15 protein-coding genes are annotated in these 16,562 nt (G+C 52.4%); 1 reads left to right on the forward strand and 14 read right to left on the reverse strand.

The features are described 5' to 3' along the window. Positions 1-35: 35 nt before the first annotated feature. The 14 genes from AT746_RS16230 to AT746_RS16295 all read right to left on the reverse strand — a co-directional run bounded on the left by AT746_RS16230 (position 36) and on the right by AT746_RS16295 (position 15,268). Complete coding sequence (locus tag AT746_RS16230) at positions 36-776, reverse strand: cell division protein FtsQ/DivIB (protein WP_062482409.1); 741 nt, start codon at positions 774-776, stop codon at positions 36-38. After that, positions 773-1,705 (reverse strand): D-alanine--D-alanine ligase, encoded by a 933-nt coding sequence (locus AT746_RS16235; protein ID WP_062482413.1) that lies wholly within the window; start codon positions 1,703-1,705, stop codon positions 773-775. The genes AT746_RS16230 and AT746_RS16235 overlap by 4 nt, the downstream gene beginning before the upstream one ends. Further along, a complete protein-coding gene (gene murC, locus AT746_RS16240) occupies positions 1,705-3,156 on the reverse strand; it encodes a UDP-N-acetylmuramate--L-alanine ligase (protein ID WP_062482415.1) in 1,452 nt (483 codons plus the stop codon). Before murC ends, AT746_RS16235 begins: the two co-directional genes overlap by 1 nt. After that, positions 3,153-4,235, reverse strand: a complete 1,083-nt coding sequence (murG, locus tag AT746_RS16245) for an undecaprenyldiphospho-muramoylpentapeptide beta-N-acetylglucosaminyltransferase (RefSeq protein WP_062482418.1) — start codon at positions 4,233-4,235, stop codon at positions 3,153-3,155. The genes murC and murG overlap by 4 nt, the downstream gene beginning before the upstream one ends. After that, the gene (gene ftsW, locus AT746_RS16250; protein WP_082633312.1) at positions 4,232-5,437 is read right to left on the reverse strand and encodes a cell division protein FtsW; all 1,206 of its coding nucleotides are present in this window, start codon (positions 5,435-5,437) and stop codon (positions 4,232-4,234) included. Before ftsW ends, murG begins: the two co-directional genes overlap by 4 nt. Next, the gene (gene murD, locus AT746_RS16255; RefSeq protein WP_062482421.1) at positions 5,434-6,750 is read right to left on the reverse strand and encodes a UDP-N-acetylmuramoyl-L-alanine--D-glutamate ligase; all 1,317 of its coding nucleotides are present in this window, start codon (positions 6,748-6,750) and stop codon (positions 5,434-5,436) included. Before murD ends, ftsW begins: the two co-directional genes overlap by 4 nt. A 6-nt stretch (positions 6,751-6,756) precedes the next feature. Beyond that, positions 6,757-7,839: a phospho-N-acetylmuramoyl-pentapeptide-transferase gene (gene mraY / locus AT746_RS16260; protein ID WP_062482423.1), complete on the reverse strand. Its 1,083-nt coding sequence runs from the start codon at positions 7,837-7,839 to the stop codon at positions 6,757-6,759. Continuing rightward, on the reverse strand, positions 7,833-9,227 hold the full coding sequence (gene murF, locus AT746_RS16265) for a UDP-N-acetylmuramoyl-tripeptide--D-alanyl-D-alanine ligase (RefSeq protein ID WP_062482426.1): 1,395 nt from the start codon (positions 9,225-9,227) through the stop codon (positions 7,833-7,835). Before murF ends, mraY begins: the two co-directional genes overlap by 7 nt. Then, positions 9,224-10,726 carry a UDP-N-acetylmuramoyl-L-alanyl-D-glutamate--2,6-diaminopimelate ligase gene (gene murE / locus AT746_RS16270; RefSeq protein WP_062482429.1) on the reverse strand — a complete coding sequence of 501 codons (1,503 nt, stop codon included), beginning with the start codon at positions 10,724-10,726 and terminating at the stop codon, positions 9,224-9,226. Before murE ends, murF begins: the two co-directional genes overlap by 4 nt. Beyond that, a complete protein-coding gene (locus tag AT746_RS16275; protein ID WP_062482432.1) occupies positions 10,716-12,461 on the reverse strand; it encodes a peptidoglycan D,D-transpeptidase FtsI family protein in 1,746 nt (581 codons plus the stop codon). The genes murE and AT746_RS16275 overlap by 11 nt, the downstream gene beginning before the upstream one ends. Beyond that, entirely contained in the window at positions 12,458-12,778 is a 321-nt protein-coding gene (gene ftsL, locus AT746_RS16280; RefSeq protein WP_062482434.1) for a cell division protein FtsL, read from the reverse strand. The genes AT746_RS16275 and ftsL overlap by 4 nt, the downstream gene beginning before the upstream one ends. Beyond that, the gene (rsmH, locus tag AT746_RS16285; protein WP_062482437.1) at positions 12,775-13,710 is read right to left on the reverse strand and encodes a 16S rRNA (cytosine(1402)-N(4))-methyltransferase RsmH; all 936 of its coding nucleotides are present in this window, start codon (positions 13,708-13,710) and stop codon (positions 12,775-12,777) included. Before rsmH ends, ftsL begins: the two co-directional genes overlap by 4 nt. Continuing rightward, positions 13,710-14,168: a division/cell wall cluster transcriptional repressor MraZ gene (gene mraZ, locus AT746_RS16290; RefSeq protein ID WP_062482440.1), complete on the reverse strand. Its 459-nt coding sequence runs from the start codon at positions 14,166-14,168 to the stop codon at positions 13,710-13,712. Before mraZ ends, rsmH begins: the two co-directional genes overlap by 1 nt. A 320-nt stretch (positions 14,169-14,488) precedes the next feature. Next, positions 14,489-15,268 carry a SapC family protein gene (locus tag AT746_RS16295; RefSeq protein ID WP_062482442.1) on the reverse strand — a complete coding sequence of 260 codons (780 nt, stop codon included), beginning with the start codon at positions 15,266-15,268 and terminating at the stop codon, positions 14,489-14,491. Between the two features lie 177 nt (positions 15,269-15,445). Here AT746_RS16295 and AT746_RS16300 point away from each other — a divergent pair, with 177 nt between their 5' ends. After that, positions 15,446-16,495 carry a PLP-dependent cysteine synthase family protein gene (locus AT746_RS16300; RefSeq protein WP_062482444.1) on the forward strand — a complete coding sequence of 350 codons (1,050 nt, stop codon included), beginning with the start codon at positions 15,446-15,448 and terminating at the stop codon, positions 16,493-16,495. The last annotated feature ends 67 nt before the right edge of the window (positions 16,496-16,562 follow it).

The raw sequence follows: 16,562 nt of genomic DNA on the forward strand, positions 1-16,562 counted from the left end.
GATTTTCCGCTTCGATACTAACCACATCATCATTTTCAGCTCTGCTGTTCATCCGGCTCTTTCCAGCCTACGGCAAGACCTGTGTCATAACGCAGGTCAACATATTCGGGCTTACGCTGCCCCTGCATCAGCAGGGGATAGATATCCACAAAACGCTGCAATCTGTCGATAAACTCACTGCGTCCGAGATTCAGTTCCAGCTCATTATTTAACTTCACATGCCAGGCAAACCGCTCTGTCAGAACCAGTTCGCTAATGCTGAAACCACTTTGCTGCAACAAAGCCAGCATCGCTCGATATCCGTCCAGAGCCGCCTCTTCGCTGCCCTGGGGGCCAAACAAGTCGGGCAGTTCAAGGCCTTGAGGCAATCTTGCAACAAAGCTCTCCGCCCGTTCATTCAGCAGCATGTCTTCATTCCAGCGTGCCACTGCAACCTGTTCAACCAGATGTACATGTAAATTATTCGGCCAGTCTTTACGCACCGATGCCCGGTAAACCCAGGGCAGCGCCTCTATATCGGCTCTGGCCTGTCTGACATCCAGCTGGAAAAAACTGCCGGGCTGATTAGTCCTGACAGCTCTGTTCACATCCTGTTCAGAGATATACTTAAAGTCACCGCTTAAGCGGATTTCCTTAACCGGCAGTTTTTGTTCATCCTCCAGCCAGGCATTCAGTTGATAGAACCCATAACCCAGGGCTGCCAGCACTGTGGCCAGAAAGACTAACCCCAGCCACAGGCTGAGTTGTTTTCTCTCCCTCACCACCAGTTGGGTCATCTGCACTCCTTACTGGTTTGCAAAATCGACAGTGATAATTGCCCGAAATCAATTCCGGCTTGCCGGGCCGCCATGGGTACCAGACTCTTCTGTGTCATCCCGGGCACAGTATTGGCTTCAAGCAAATAAAAATTACCCTCAGTATCCTGCATAAAATCAACTCTGCCCCAGCCACTTCCGCCCACAGCTTTAAACGCCTGTTGGGCGAGGTCTGCCAATCTCAGCTCCAGCTCGTCAGACAGTCCGCCGGGACAAAAATACTCGGTGCTGGATGCCTGATACTTGGCTTCATAATCGTAAAAGTCCCGGGGAGTTTGCATTCGAATCGAAGGGAGCGCCTGGCCCTGAAGCAGACTGACGGTAAACTCACGCCCCTGAATATAACGCTCAAGCAAAACTTCATTGTCATATTCAAAGGCCGCAGTCACAGCCTGACGGAGTGCATCGGCAGAGGTGACTTTGGCCATACCAATGCTGGAACCCTCTCGGGCAGGTTTAACCATGACGGTTCCGCCCAACCGCGCAATTATATCTTCACAACCTGCCGCTTCAAAGGTGGATTTTTCTGCCACCACAAAGGCCGATGTTGGCAAATCCAGGCTCTGCCATAGCTGTTTGCTGCGAATTTTATCCATTGCCAATGCGGAACCCAACACCCCTGAGCCGGTATAAGGCAAACCCAGTAATTGCAGCGCGCCCTGCATGCTGCCATCTTCACCACCCCGTCCATGCAGCATGATAAGCACCCTGTCGAACTGCTCGTCGAGCAACACAGAAAGGGGCTGCTCTGCCGGGTCAAAAGCATGAGCATCGACGCCAGCCTTTAACAGCGCCTGTAATACCGCCGTCCCTGATTTCAGAGACACGTCCCGCTCTGCGGAGTTACCACCGAACATCACCGCCACTTTTCCGAATTCAGAGACCTGCATCAGTTGCTCTCCCCGGATGTTTGCATCTGACTGATATTTAACTGCAGCGACTGAAGCCTTTTCGCCAGATTGCCAATGTTGCCTGCTCCCTGGGTCATGACCAGATCATTGTCTTCAATGACATCGGCGAGTACCCCGGGCAATTCTCCTACATCCGCCACGTAAACGGGTTCAATCTGTCCCCGCTGACGAATAGAACGGCACAGTGATTTGCTGTCTACGCCTTCTACAGGCGCTTCACCTGCCGGATAGATTTCCAGCAGCAACAACACATCTACCTGTGACAATACCCGCACAAAGTCTTCATACAGATCCCGGGTGCGGGTATATCGATGAGGCTGATAAGCCATTACCAGACGGCGATCAGGCCAGTTGCTGCGGGCCGTGGCAATCGTGGCCTCGACTTCTGTGGGGTGGTGGCCGTAATCGTCCACCAGAATCGCCTTCCCTTTGCCGGTATCATATTCCCCAAGATATTCGAAGCGCCGTCCAATGCCCTCGAAAGAGGATAACGCCTCGACAATAGCCTGTTGTTCCAGGCCTTCTTCCAGCGCCACAGTGATGGCGGCCAGCGCATTGAGGACATTATGTTTCCCCGGCAGACCCAGCCTGACTTCAAAGTCATGACCGTTGTTAGTCTGCACCCTGAAGAGGCTGTGATTAAAACCATGACGAACATCCGTTGCACGCACATCCCGCTGCTCAGAAAAACCATAGGTCAGTGTCTGTCGGCCGATTCTGGGCAACAAATCCATGACCACAGGATCATCCCCGCACACCACTGCTAATCCATAGAAGGGCAGGTTATGCAAAAAGTCGATGTAGGTATCCAGCATGCGCTGGAAATCGCCCTCGTAGGTACCCATATGATCTGCTTCAATATTGGTCACCACCGACACCATAGGCTGTAAATGCAAAAAGGAGGCATCACTCTCATCGGCTTCGGCAATCAGATAGCGACTACTGCCAAGCCGGGCATTGGTGCCTGCACTGTTAAGCAAACCACCTATCACAAAGGTCGGATCCTTGCCTGCATGAGCGAAGATAGTAGCCAGTAAACTGGTGGTAGTGGTTTTTCCATGGGTACCAGCCACGGCAATTCCATGGCGAAAACGCATTAACTCTGCCAGCATCTCGGCGCGGCGGATAACGGGTATACGTTTTGCTCTGGCGGCCTGAATTTCAGGGTTTTCAGGGTCGATGGCGCTGGACACGACCACCACATCCACGCCCTGAATATTATCCTGCTGATGGCCAATAAAAACCCTGGCACCTTTTTTCTGCAGGCGGGCGGTCATGGCACTGGCCTGCAGATCAGAACCCGATATCTGGTAGCCCTCGTTGAGCAATACCTCTGCAATTCCACCCATACCGGCACCACCGATACCGATAAAATGAATGCATTTAATCCGGCGCATCTCCGGCACTGCATAGGATGCCTGGACTGTCATAACTTCTGCTCCACTATAAACCGACAACATTCTGCTACCTGAGCGGTAGCATCCGGACGAGCAACCTTTTGTGCTGCTATGGCCATGGCTTTCAGGCTGGCCGGATCACTAATTAACTGCTGCAATCTGAGCCTGAATTCTTCACCACTCAGAGTATCCTGAGGGGCCAGTATGGCGGCTCCGGCCTCAACCAGCACCCGGGCATTTTTGCTCTGATGATCATCCACCGCGTGGGGCAGAGGTACAAAAACCGCAGGCAGACCCGCCAGTGCCACCTCTGATACTGTCAGCGCACCAGCCCGACAGATAATCAAATCCGCCCAGGCGAAAGCACCGGCCATATCGGTAATAAATTCCTCTATCTGCCAGTGTTGCTCCCCGTTCATTTTTGACTGATATTGTTGTTCCACTTCCTCACGATTACCCTTGCCGCACTGATGCCGGATATCCAGGCCGGACAAAGTTGCAAAGATGCCGGGCAAGGATTGATTGAGCACCCGGGCGCCCAGACTACCGCCTACAACCAGCACTCTGACTCTGTCTTCCTTAACCAGATTGCGCCGTTCAATTGTGGAAAAGTCGGCCCGCACCGGATTGCCCACCCATTGATATTTATCATCGGGCTGGACACCAAAGGCACCTTCAAAACCCATCAGCACTTTGCTGGCAAGGTGACTGAGCAACTTGTTCGTCATTCCCGGCACCGCGTTCTGTTCATGGATCACCAGCGGCACGCCGCTTAACCAGGCCGCGACTCCGCCGGGACCGCTGGCAAAGCCTCCCATGCCAAGCACCAGATCCGGCTGACATTGACGCAAAGCCTTGCGTGCCTGCCAGACTGCCCTGAGTATCTGAAAGGGCGCGGCCAATAACCGCAACATTCCATTACCCCTGACTCCCTGTACCGACAAATAGGCAATCGGATACCCGGCTCTGGGCACCAAATCAGCTTCCAGCCGCGCGGCCGTGCCGAGCCAATGGATTCGCCAGCCAAGTCCTCTCAGATAGTCCGCTACTGCCAGGCCAGGGAAAATATGCCCGCCGGTACCACCAGCCATGATCATCAGGGTAGGCGTCATTTGCCCCTCCCTTTCTTTCTCTCTTCACTGATCGCCTGCACACCATCCATACGTAATTCAAAATCGATGCGTACCAGGATAGCTACCGCTACACACATCAGAATAAGGCTGTTACCGCCATAGCTGACTAAAGGTAACGTCAACCCTTTTGTCGGAAGAAGCCCTGCGCTGGCCCCGACATTAACGGTGGTCTGAAAGGCAAACCATATGCCGATGGAATGGGCGAGATAGCCTTCGAAAGGTCGCTCCTGTTGTAACGCAAGATTACCCAGTCTGAGTGCTTTAAGTACCAACATCATCAACAGCGCCAATACCGCACAGACACCGACAAAGCCAAGTTCTTCGGCAAGAATCGCCATAATAAAATCAGTATGAGCCTCTGGAAGGTACTCCAGCTTTTGCAAGCTGTTACCCAGTCCCTGACCAAACAAGTCACCCCGGCCATAGGCCATTAAAGACTGGGTCAACTGATAACCACTACCGAAGGGATCGGCCCAGGGGTCCAGAAAGGCCGTGATACGTCTGAGCCGGTATTCTTCAAACATAATCAACGCCACCACCGCGCTGAGGCCACTTAACAGCAAGCCAAAGAACTGCCACAACCTGGCTCCGGCAAGAAAAAGTAACCCGACAGTAGTAGCAAACATCACTACCACAGTGCCTAAATCCGGTTGCATCAGCAAAAGCAGAGCAAGGAAAAACAACACGGCCAGCGGCTTGATAAAGCCTTTCAGGTTCTCTGTGACTTCTTCATAGCGACGCACCAGATAACCAGCCAGATAGCAGAAGAAAAATAACTTGGCTGGTTCTGCAGCCTGTATTGTCAATGGACCAATGGCCAGCCAACGCGTGGCACCATTGACCGTACGACCGGCCACCAGCACAGCAACCAGTAGCAACAGAGATAACAGTAATAAATAGACATTGCTGGCCTGCCACCAGCGCATCGGGATCTGTAGTGTCACCAGTGCAGCAATGACAGCCAATACCAGGTAGATACCGTGGCGAATCGCAAAATGAAACGGATTATCAAATAACCTGGCCGCAGTCGGCATGGATGCTGAGGTGACCACCATCAGTCCGATACTCATCAGCGCCAGTGCAATCAAAAGCAGTCCTAAATCATAAGGCCTCATGCCCCGCGCACTGTGACGAAGCTGGAACAAGCGCTGCAAATGATTAGCCGTTGTTGCTACGGTCATACCAGCGCCTCCACTGCCTGAGCAAAAACCTGTCCCCGATGCTGATAGTTATCAAACATATCCAGACTGGCACAGGCCGGTGACAGCAGCACCATATCACCGGCTTGCGTCAGAGAATCAGCCGCAGCAACAGCTGCCTGCATGCTCGCCACTCTCAGCGCACCGGGTTTCATTGTGGCAATTTGCTCTGCATCCTTACCCAGACATATCAGTTTGTCGACTGCCTGCAATGCTGGTTGCAACTGATTAAAATCAGCTCCTTTACCATCACCACCGGCAATCAGCAGCAACTGCCCTTTGACCTGCGGGCGTAACCCGGCAATGGCCGCTTCTGTGGCACCAATATTGGTTCCTTTGGAATCATTAATCCAAACCACTCCCCGGTGTTCGCGAACTTTTTCACAGCGATGGGGAAGCCCTTTAAAGTTCTGGACTGCTGATCTTATACCTTCTTCACTTGCACCTGCAGCGAATGCCAGTGCGGCGGCAGCCTGAATATTCAGCAGGTTGTGCTGTCCCACCAGTTGACACTGTTCAAAATTCAGCAGCGCCTCACCGTCCCGGGTGATTAACTGACTATGAACCTGATAACCAAAGCCCTCTCTGGCCTCGGATAAACCAAAGCTCAACTGTGACACTTCAGCACCACTGCCTGATTCGGGCAGGGTCAGTGGATCATCCCGGTTAACCACCTGCAAGGCCGCATTTTTGTATATGCGTAACTTAGCCTGGCGGTAAGCCTGCAAATCCGCGTAACGATCGAGATGGTCGGGGCTGATATTTAATACGGTGGCGGCCAGCATTGGCAGAGAGTCCAGAGTCTCCAGCTGGAAACTGGAGAGTTCCAGCACTGCAATGTCATAATCCTGCTCCAGTAACTCCAGCACTGGTGTGCCGATATTACCGCCACAGACAGCCCTGATACCACTGGCTTCAAGCATGGCTGCGGTCAGTTCTGTAACCGTACTCTTACCATTGGAGCCGGTAATGCCAAGCACCGGCCGCTGATTAAAGCGCGCAAAGAGTTCCACATCGCCGATGACTTCGATGCCTGCTTTTAGAGCCTGCTGAATGGCGGGTTCAGCCAGAGAAACGCCGGGGCTGAGTATAATCAGCTGTGCCCGGCACAACAGACTGGCGTCGAAAGCCCCAAGATGTACTTCCACCTTTTCAGGCAATTGGGTGTTGAGCTCAGAGCGGCTGTCAAAAGCCATCACCCCGGCACCGCGGGCACACAGAAAACGCACACAGGCGTGCCCGGTCAGTCCGAGACCGACCACCGCTACCTGTTTATTTTCCAGTACCCTTTGCATTCGTTACTACCTGAGTTTCAGTGTGGCCAGCCCGATCAGCACCAGGATCAGGGAAATAATCCAGAAGCGCACGATGACCCGGGGCTCCGGCCAGCCTTTAAGTTCATAATGATGATGGATAGGCGCCATACGAAAAATCCGTTCACCTCTTAGCTTGTAAGAGCCCACCTGCAAAATCACCGACAGCGCTTCAATCACAAAGACTCCGCCCATTATCAGCAGCACCAGCTCCTGGCGCACCAGCACTGCAAGAATGCCAAGGGCGCCGCCCAATGCCAGAGAGCCCACATCCCCCATAAACACCATGGCCGGATAGGTGTTAAACCATAAGAAGCCTAAACCTGCTCCCACTATGGCAGTGCAGATGATCACCAGTTCACTGGTCAGCGGAATAAAAGGAATATTCAGATAACCGGAAAAATTCACATTACCGGTTACATAAGCAAATACCGCAAAAGCACCGGCCACCAGAATAGTCGGCACAATGGCCAGGCCGTCCAGCCCATCGGTCAGATTGACCGCATTGCTGGTGCCCACCAGCACAAAATAGGTCAGCACAATATATAGCAACCCTAATTGCGGCATCACATCCTTAAAGAAAGGCACGATCAGCGCCGTCTCCGGGGCCTGCTGAGCGTTGCTGTACAAATAGAACGCCACCACCAGGGCAACCAGTGATAACCAGAAGTATTTCCAGCGGGCTATCAGACCCGTGGCGTCCTTGCGTACGACTTTACGATAGTCGTCGACGAAACCAATCAGGCCGTAACTGAGGATCACAAACAACGATACCAGTACATAGCGATTGCTCAGGTCGGCCCACAATAAGGTGCTACAGAGAATGGTGGCGACGATTAATACGCCGCCCATAGTTGGTGTTCCGGATTTGGATAAATGCGACTCCGGTCCGTCATCACGCACTGTCTGACCAATCTGTAGTTTCTGCAACCAGCGAATCATTACCGGGCCCAGCATCACAGACAAAATCAAAGCCGTCAGGGTACTGAGTATCGCCCTGAAGGTCAGATAAGAGAAAACATTAAAACCTGTGTAGAACTGTTGCAGCCAGTCCGTCAACCAGATCAACATGCAATGCGCTCCCGCAGACGTTCAAGCTTTCCCAGCTTGGATGCCTCGATCAACTCTACCATTTGTTCCATGCGGGCACTTCGGGAGCCCTTGATAAGGATGCTGATGTCCCGTTGCTCGCCCTGCAGTTGCTGCTGCAGATATTCCAGCAGCACCGCCTTATCGGTAAAGTGCTTGCCAGCCTGAGCAAACTGATCACTGGCCTGTTGACTGAGGACACCTATGCTGAACAGGTGATCAATGCCTTTTTCTCTGGCGTACTGACCGACTTCTTCATGATAAAACCTGGCCTTTTCGCCCAACTCAGCCATATCCCCCAGTATCAGTACTCTGCGGCCACTGAAGCTGGCCAGCAGATCGATAGCAGCCCGGGTTGAGGCCACGTTGGCATTGTAACTGTCATCAATCAGCCGGACCTGATTGGTCAGCTGGCGGATATTCAACCGGCCTGACACATTGCTCATTTGCAGCAAACCCATTTTTACATCTTCCAGGGTGGCAGCGACCTCTATGGCCAGTGCCGCAGCACAGAGCGCATTAGATACATTGTGCATGCCCGGTACCACCAGAGAGATATCCACTGTTCCCAGCGGCGTGTGCATCTCAAACTGAGCACAGCCATCCATACCCAGGATCACGTCCTCGGCATAGAAATCGCCCTGGTGTTCGGAGAAGGTCTGAATACGCTTGTCATGCAGCTTACCCTGCCAGAATGACATAAACTGACTGTCGGCATTGAGCACAGCCAGTCCTTTTTCGGGTAAGCCTTTAAAAATCTCGCTTTTGGCTCTGGCGACACCGAGCAGGCTGCCAAATCCTTCCAGATGCGCCGCCGCCGCGTTAACAATAGTGGCGGCATCAGGCTTTGTCAGTGAAGTGGTATAGGCAATTTCACCCAAATGATTCGCCCCCATTTCCACCACAGCGAAATCATGCTCGCTGGTAAGGTTGAGTAAGGTCAGGGGTACGCCAATCTCATTATTAAAGTTACCTTTTGTGGCCAGCACTTTGCCTTTTCGGGATAAAATGCAGGCAACCATCTCCTTGACCGTGGTTTTGCCACTGCTGCCGGTGATGCCCACCACTTTGACTTTAGCCAGCTGACGAATAGCCCCGGCCAGTTGCCCCAGCGCCTGACGGGTATCATCTACCAGAATGTAAGGAAGGGAGGTCTCCAGCGGACGGGACAGAATAAGCGCGCTGGCGCCTTTTTGTTCGGCCTGCTGCACAAAACCGTGACCATCAAAATTCGGCCCGGTCAGCGCCACAAACAGATCCCCGGCTTGCAACTGGCGGGTGTCGGTACTGACACCGGCAACAGTCAGATTGTCTCCCTGCAGAGGGCTGTGTAGTTGTTGGGCGATCCATTCGAGTGTCACCGGAATCATGCGCTGTTCCCCTTGATCAATGTGGCTGCAAATTCACGTTCGTTATAATTAATTTTTTGATTGCCTATCATCTGATAGGGTTCGTGGCCCTTGCCGGCGAGCAGAATCAGATCGCCCTCTGTGGCCTGTGCAAACAGCTGGCGTATGGCTTTTTTGCGATCCAGTTCCAGCAACGCTTTTTCAGGTCGCTGCATACCACCGAGAATATCCTCAGCAATCCACTGCGGGTCTTCTGAGCGACTGTTATCATTAGTGACCATCACCACATCGGCACCGGCCTCGGCAACCTGGCCCATCAAAGGGCGTTTGCCTTTGTCGCGGTCACCGCCGCAACCAAACAAACAATAAAGTTTGCCCCTGGCGTGCTGGCGCAGCGCTCCCAGAGCCTGTTCCAGCGCATCCGGTGTATGGGCATAATCCACCACCAGGGCACCATGTCCTGCCTGATGGAAAACCTCCAGACGCCCCGGCACCGGAACCAGTTGTGGTACAGCCGCCAGCACCTTATCCAGCTCGCTGCCCAGTACCAGCTGTGTTGCCATAGCACCCAGCAGGTTGAGTACATTGAATTGTCCCATCAGGGGCGATAACACCTTGCCTTCACCCCAACTGCTTTGAATATGGATCTCCGTACCCTGCGGCAGATACTCTGCCTTCGCTGCAACAACATATTGATGCTCAGGATGACGGGGTTGCTGCAGACCATAAAACACGCTTTGCAGACGATTTCTGCCCAGCGCCAGCCAGTTGTCACTCTCAGGGTCCTGCTGATTCAGTACCATGGCCTGCAAACCCGGCTGATTCAGCAACAACCTTTTGGCTGCCGCATACTGATTCATATCGCCGTGATAATCCAGATGATCACGGGTCAGATTGGTAAACACCGCCACGTCGGTCTTGATACTGGCAATTCTGTGCTGTACCAGTGCATGGGATGACGCCTCCAGCGCTATCAGATCCGCCCCCTGGTGATGCATATCGCTGAGCAGCTTGTGCATGCTGATGGCATCCGGTGTGGTGTTAGGCACTTCCTGCAACTGCCCCTCCATGCCCGCCCCCAGGGTGCCGATAGTACCTGCCTTGCTGCCCATAATCCGGGTTAGCTGAGCGATCAACTGCACTGTTGAGGTCTTGCCATTAGTGCCAGTGACAGCCGCCACTTTTAATTTATTGGCAGGGTGTTGGTAAAATTCGGCGGCTAATGCTGAAAGACATTCATTCAGCCGGTAAAAGTGCACGATTAACGACTGTTCGCGCATTTCCATTTGTCCATGCTGTTGCGGTTGATCCGCCTGCGCCAGTATCGCCTTGGCGCCCAGGCTCACGGCCTGGGGAATAAAATCACGGCCATCCAGTTGGTGGCCCTTTACGGCAACAAAAAGGTTGTGGATGGCAACATCGCGACTGTCGAGCACAACCCGGGCGACGGGAATAGCCGGCGCTTCGATTCCGAATGGCAGCAGCAAGCTGCGCAGATCCACAGCGTTGCTAAGAGTCATGATTCAGCCCCCCTGTGATGGCAGCCAGCGAAGACACAGCCTTGTCATCGGGTGGAATATTCAGCATCTGCAGGGCACCGGACATGATCCTGGCAAACGTGGGTGCAGCCGTATCCCCGGCATAGTAGAGATCGCCACCTGGTTCATTGATCAATACCACAACCACTAACTCCGGATCGGATACCGGCGCCAGGCCAGCAAATATATTGACATATTCTTCACCGTAGCCTCCCGCCACCGCTTTGCGGCTGGTGCCTGTTTTACCTGCAACCCGATAACCATGGATCTGAGCTTTGGGTGCAGTACCGCCGTCCATCACCACGGTTTCAAGCATTTGTACCATGGCCCGGGAATACTCCGGTGAGAGCACCGATTCGGCTTGCGGCTCTGGTCCGGTATCGATCACTCTTAAGGGGAGTTTATAGCCATCATTGGCAATGATGCTGTACATCCGTGCCAATTGCAGAGTAGTCACCGACAGGCCATAGCCAAAAGACAGGGTTGCCAGTTCAAAATCGGACCAGCGGCGGCGTTCATGAAAGATACCGCCGCTTTCACCGAGCAGATTGGTACCCGTATCCCCCACCAGTCCGAGCTGGTAGTAGTTGTCAATAAAGTGATTCTTGGGCACCGACAACGCCAGTTTTGTGGTTCCCATATTGCTGGATTTTGTGATCACTCCGGTCAGGTCAAGCTTGCCGTGATTTTTACCGTCCTGCACCATGCTGCCGCCGATCCGCATCCAACCGGGAGAGGTGTCCAGGGTGTCATTCAGTTTTACTGTGCCAAATTCCAGCGCCGCCAGAACAGCCAGAGGTTTTGCCGTTGAGCCCGGTTCGAAGGTATCGGTGATAGCCCTGTTACGTATTCTGTGAGCCGAGACATTGCTGCGGTTATTAGGGTTAAAGGAGGGGCTGTTGACCATGGCCAGAATATCTCCTGATTTTACGTCAACCACCACCGCTGAGCCGGAGGCCGCCTTGTACGTACCCACCGCCAGTTTAAGCTCTTTGTAGGCCAGGGCCTGAATCCGCTGATCAATAGTCAGCTGTAAATCCTTGCCCGCCTGACCTTCGATCTGCTCAAGTATTTCAACCTGTCGTCCCTTGGCATCACGACGAATCTGGCGGGAGCCGGGTGTGCCGGTCAGCCAGTCATTGTAAAGGCGTTCAATACCTTCGATTCCCTTATCATCCACATCGGTCATACCGATAAGCTGGGCAGTCGTTTCTCCTGCCGGATAATAACGGCGCGACTCCCCACGCAGGTATACACCGGGCAGATCCAGTTTTTCTACATATTCGGCCATAGCCGAGGAAACCTGGCGCTGAATGTAGACAAAACGTTTCTCCGGATCGCTTAAGCGGCTGGTGATTTGCGGTAATTCCTGCCCCAGCACGTCAGCCAGTGCCTGCCAGCGACGACTGTCTGTAAAGCCACCGTTGGCGTGAATCACCTTGGGATCGGCGTAAATTGCCCGCACCGGCACACTAACGGCCAGTTCTTCACCATTGCGATCAGTAATAATCCCCCTATGGGCCCGGGTAATGCGTACACGCTTGGTACGGTTGTCTCCCTGCTGGATCAGCGAATCAGGCTCGATCACCTGAATATAGGCAGCCCTTGCTACCAATGCAGAAAATACGCCGATAACCACAGTGACAACCAGAATAAAACGCCACTCCACCAATCTGGGGCGAAGGTTCTGTTTCGCGTGAGTACGTCGGGCGCTCATTTGATCCTCACCACGATTTCGTCTTGCGGCTGTGGCCGGCGCATGTTCAGCTCTTTGGCAGCCAGTGATTCGAGACGGTTATGTTCTGTCAGGGCGCTTTGCTCCAATACCAGGTGGCGCCATTCAACATCAAGTTGATCACGCTGCTGCATCAGTTGCTCATGACCAATCGCCAGTTGTCTGTTGTGATGGGCACTGAGAATCACGGCCAGGGCGCTGAGCACAACCATTAAAAACAACAAAACCCGCCCGGGGTGGCGAGTCAGATCTGTCCAGATAAGACTGATAAGATTGAAGTGAGGAGTGGCGCTGTTCATAGTTTTTCCGCCACCCTGAGCACAGAGCTGCGAGCCCTGTTATTGATCTCAAGTTCAGCCGCAGAGGGCATGATTGCCTTTCCCACCAATTTCATTGCCTTGCTGGCATTGAGTTCAGCTTCGGTGATAGGAAATCCGGCCGGTACCTGCTTGCCACGGCTTTGCTCGCGCATAAAACGCTTTACCAGCCTATCTTCCAGCGAATGAAAGCTGATTACCGCCAGTCTGCCTCCGGGCCTGAGTGCCGCAAGAGCGGCTTTGAGGACCTGCTTTACTTCATCGAGTTCACTGTTAACGTAAATTCTGATGGCCTGAAAGCTGCGGGTGGCCGGATGTTTATGTTTGTCACGAAAAGGTACCGCTTCATCGATCAGCTCCGCCAGTTGCACCGTGCGGGTAATAGGCGTGATATCACGGGTGCTAAGGATGGCATGGGCAATACGCCTGGCGAAACGCTCTTCACCAAACTCTTTGAGAACCTGAACGATATCTTCCAGATCCGCCACAGCCAGCCAGTCTGCTGCGCTGATCCCGCGGGTCGTATCCATACGCATATCCAGTGGCCCATCACGCATAAAACTGAAACCACGCTGTGCATCATCCAGTTGCGGCGATGACACGCCCAGATCCAACAATACGCCGTCCAGCTTTCCGGTCACCTCTAAGCTGTCGGTGACGGACAACAGCCGGGAAAAAGGACTATGGATGATCTCAAAACGTGGGTCATCTGCGAGACTGGCAGCGGCTTCTATGGCAGCAGGGTCCCTGTCCAGTGCAATCAGTCGTCCCTGCTCACCGAGGCACTGCAATAATGCACGGGAATGTCCTCCACGACCAAAGGTGGCGTCGAGATAAATGCCGTCGGGTTTTACCGCCAGTGCCTGCAAAGATTCCTGCAGCAACACCGGTTGATGAAGTTGATTTACAGACATTACAAGGAGAAATCCTGCAGTCTCTCGGTTAATTCGAAGCCGCCCTGCTGCTCAGTATCAATATCCTGATGAATCTGTTGTTGCCAGATTTCAGCATCCCACAATTCAAACTTATTCAGTTGCCCTACCAGCATCAGTTGTTTTTCCAGTTTGGCATGCTGACGCAACGGCCCGGATAACAGGAATCGCCCGTTGCTGTCCATGGTCCCTTCAAGGGCATAACCCAGCAGCAGTCGCTGTAATCGACGTTCATGAGGATTCATACTGGAGAGACGGCTGAGCTTTAGTTCTATTTCTTCCCATTCGGAAAGTGGGTAAAGCAGCAAACAGGGTTGTTGTATATCGATAGTACACACCAACTGTCCCTGACAATCATCCAGCAACGCCTGGCGGTAACGGGTTGGAACCGTTACACGTCCTTTACTGTCCAGATTGATTGCATTAGCGCCGCGGAACATTCCCCTAGCCTTCTTATTAAAATTGTTTTTTCCACTTTTTGCCACTTTTACCCACAGATGACAGTTTAGGTACCACCACCGTCCAGTGTCAAGGAATAAAAAACCAATACAACCGGGTCTGCAAACCCTGAAAAACAGGGCTTTGACGGAACTGATTGATAAGGTGGAAAAAAGTGGAAAAAGAAGCAGGTAAAAAGGATCAGATGCGCAAATCAAAAACCCTGGCGCGGGCAAAGTGCTGAACTTTTATAGCGGCTATCACTGGGCGTGTAAGGGGGGTCGGGATAGAAAAAGGCAGCCACAGGGGCTGCCCGAGTTTTTTAGTTGGCTTTGGCGGGCTGTTCTGCTGTTGCCGCCTGAGCGGTATCTTTTGGCAATATCTGTATCGCCGCAATAGGTTGCTCACTTTTCTGCGACAACTGAACCAGCTTGTTTAATTGTCCCATAGAGCCAAGCATTGCGTACATGGCGCCGAGGAACCCATTACGATGCAACTTCAGTACTTGCTCATCTTCCAGTTTCATCAGTTTTTCTTCACTGATGCTATGTAAACCTACCAACTGGCGTTGCTCACCGCTGGCATAGCGGATGCCCAGACGCAGTTCCTCGATCAAATCAAGCTCGGTGAGCGTTTTAACAAATTCCTGAGTCAGATTTTCACTGTTGACCAATTCCGACATCAGCTTCTGGCGGCTTTCCATATACTCTGACACCGAGCCGTCATCATTAAACAGTGCAATGCCTTCCTTTTCATTAACCAGGTCGCTGTCTTTATCAATAAAGATCGACAACTGCTCACCATTGGGACGCACATCAAAGGGATAGCGCTGAAGATTCAAAGGCGCGTAATGGCTCTGCCAGCCTTCTGGTGAATAATACAGATTCACCCCTTCAACCAAACCGTACAGGCCGGTGCAATGATAGCGGTCGGCCGCTTCATCTTTTACCAGTACCAGCGGCACACTGCTGGCTGCGCGGGCAAATTCACGGATAGAAACACCAACCAGATGAGAACTCTTGCTGTGTGCAAGGCTGGGATCCTGCTTTATTTTTATATTTTTATGCGCTTCTTTATCCAGTAAAACGTAATTTCGTGCCATCTTAAGGTCTCTTTTTAATAATGTTACTTCTATGTGGCGGCAAGTTTCCCCGATTTCAATACCAATGTCACCCCTGCTCAGGAATTGATCATTGAAAGGTCACAGTAATAGCCTTGCTTTTACCTCCTCAGAGGATTAGTTTGCCACATAGAGCTTAAGACTCAACAAGGAGCATTTATGAGCAGAGCCTGGGCCAACAATGCCATCGAATGTATACAGGCTGATTTTCAGCGTTCTTCTGATACTCATCTGATCAAACTGGAACTTGATGCTTTTAAGAACATTGATTTCTATCTTAAAGATGAAAGTACCCACCCTACCGGCAGCCTTAAACACAGACTGGCCCGCTCTTTGTACCTATATGGACTGACCAACGGCTGGATCCGCCAGGACAGCACCATTATTGAATCCTCTTCAGGCAGCACCGCGGTATCCGAAGCCTATTTCGCCCGGCTGCTCGGACTGCCCTTTATCGCGGTGATGCCCAAAAACACCGCCACCAGAAAGATCCAGCAGATCGAATTCTATGGCGGGAAGTGCCACTTTGTAGATAAAAGTGATCAGATTTATGCCGAGTCACAGCGCCTGGCAGAAGATCTTAAGGGCCACTATATGGATCAGTTTACCTTTGCCGAGCGCGCAACAGACTGGCGGGGCAATAACAACATCGCCTGCAGCATGTTCGAACAGATGCACTATGAACGGTTTCCGGTGCCCGAGTGGGTTGTAATGAGCGCAGGTACCGGCGGTACCAGCGCCACTATTGGCCGCTACATCCGCTACAAGTGCTTTAACACTAAATTACTGGTGGTAGACCCTGATAATTCCGTTTTTTACCCATTTTATCAGACCGGCGATGATCGTCTTACCTCCTGCGGCAGTAAAATAGAAGGCATAGGACGACCAAGAGTGGAGCCCTCATTCGTTCCCTCTGTGGTGGATGAAATGCTGCAGGTGCCAGACGGAGCCAGCATCGCCACCATGTTATGGCTGGAGTCCTTGCTGGGCCGGAAAGTGGGCCCTTCTACCGGCACCAATATGTGGGGAGCACTGCAAAAAGCACAACTGATGAAAGCTTCGGGCAAGTCCGGTTCCATTGTGACCTTGTTGTGCGACAGCGGTGAACGTTATCTTGACACCTATTACAATTCTCAATGGGTTGAGAGCAATATCGGCAATACCACTGCCCATGAAGAGCAGTTAAAGGACATCATTAACGCGGTATAAAAGAAAGCAAATCCCGCTTCAACCTGTCCTTATTGATATCGCCCCTCTTCAACACCTGATGTGTTAA

The organism is Lacimicrobium alkaliphilum (genome assembly GCF_001466725.1).
GTDB lineage: Bacteria > Pseudomonadota > Gammaproteobacteria > Enterobacterales > Alteromonadaceae > Lacimicrobium > Lacimicrobium alkaliphilum_B.

Bases quoted from the DNA above. Each gene is read 5' to 3' on its own strand.
- AT746_RS16230 (WP_062482409.1), bottom strand. From the start codon at position 776: ATGACCCAACTGGTGGTGAGGGAGAGAAAACAACTCAGCCTGTGGCTG.
- ftsL (WP_062482434.1), bottom strand. From the start codon at position 12,778: ATGAACAGCGCCACTCCTCACTTCAATCTTATCAGTCTTATCTGGACA.
- murD (WP_062482421.1), bottom strand. From the start codon at position 6,750: ATGCAAAGGGTACTGGAAAATAAACAGGTAGCGGTGGTCGGTCTCGGA.
- rsmH (WP_062482437.1), bottom strand. From the start codon at position 13,710: ATGTCTGTAAATCAACTTCATCAACCGGTGTTGCTGCAGGAATCTTTG.
- murE (WP_062482429.1), bottom strand. From the start codon at position 10,726: ATGACTCTTAGCAACGCTGTGGATCTGCGCAGCTTGCTGCTGCCATTC.
- mraZ (WP_062482440.1), bottom strand. From the start codon at position 14,168: ATGTTCCGCGGCGCTAATGCAATCAATCTGGACAGTAAAGGACGTGTA.
- mraY (WP_062482423.1), bottom strand. From the start codon at position 7,839: ATGTTGATCTGGTTGACGGACTGGCTGCAACAGTTCTACACAGGTTTT.
- AT746_RS16275 (WP_062482432.1), bottom strand. From the start codon at position 12,461: ATGAGCGCCCGACGTACTCACGCGAAACAGAACCTTCGCCCCAGATTG.
- ftsW (WP_082633312.1), bottom strand. From the start codon at position 5,437: ATGACCGTAGCAACAACGGCTAATCATTTGCAGCGCTTGTTCCAGCTT.
- murF (WP_062482426.1), bottom strand. From the start codon at position 9,227: ATGATTCCGGTGACACTCGAATGGATCGCCCAACAACTACACAGCCCT.
- murC (WP_062482415.1), bottom strand. From the start codon at position 3,156: ATGACAGTCCAGGCATCCTATGCAGTGCCGGAGATGCGCCGGATTAAA.
- murG (WP_062482418.1), bottom strand. From the start codon at position 4,235: ATGACGCCTACCCTGATGATCATGGCTGGTGGTACCGGCGGGCATATT.
- AT746_RS16300 (WP_062482444.1), top strand. From the start codon at position 15,446: ATGAGCAGAGCCTGGGCCAACAATGCCATCGAATGTATACAGGCTGAT.
- AT746_RS16235 (WP_062482413.1), bottom strand. From the start codon at position 1,705: ATGCAGGTCTCTGAATTCGGAAAAGTGGCGGTGATGTTCGGTGGTAAC.
- AT746_RS16295 (WP_062482442.1), bottom strand. From the start codon at position 15,268: ATGGCACGAAATTACGTTTTACTGGATAAAGAAGCGCATAAAAATATA.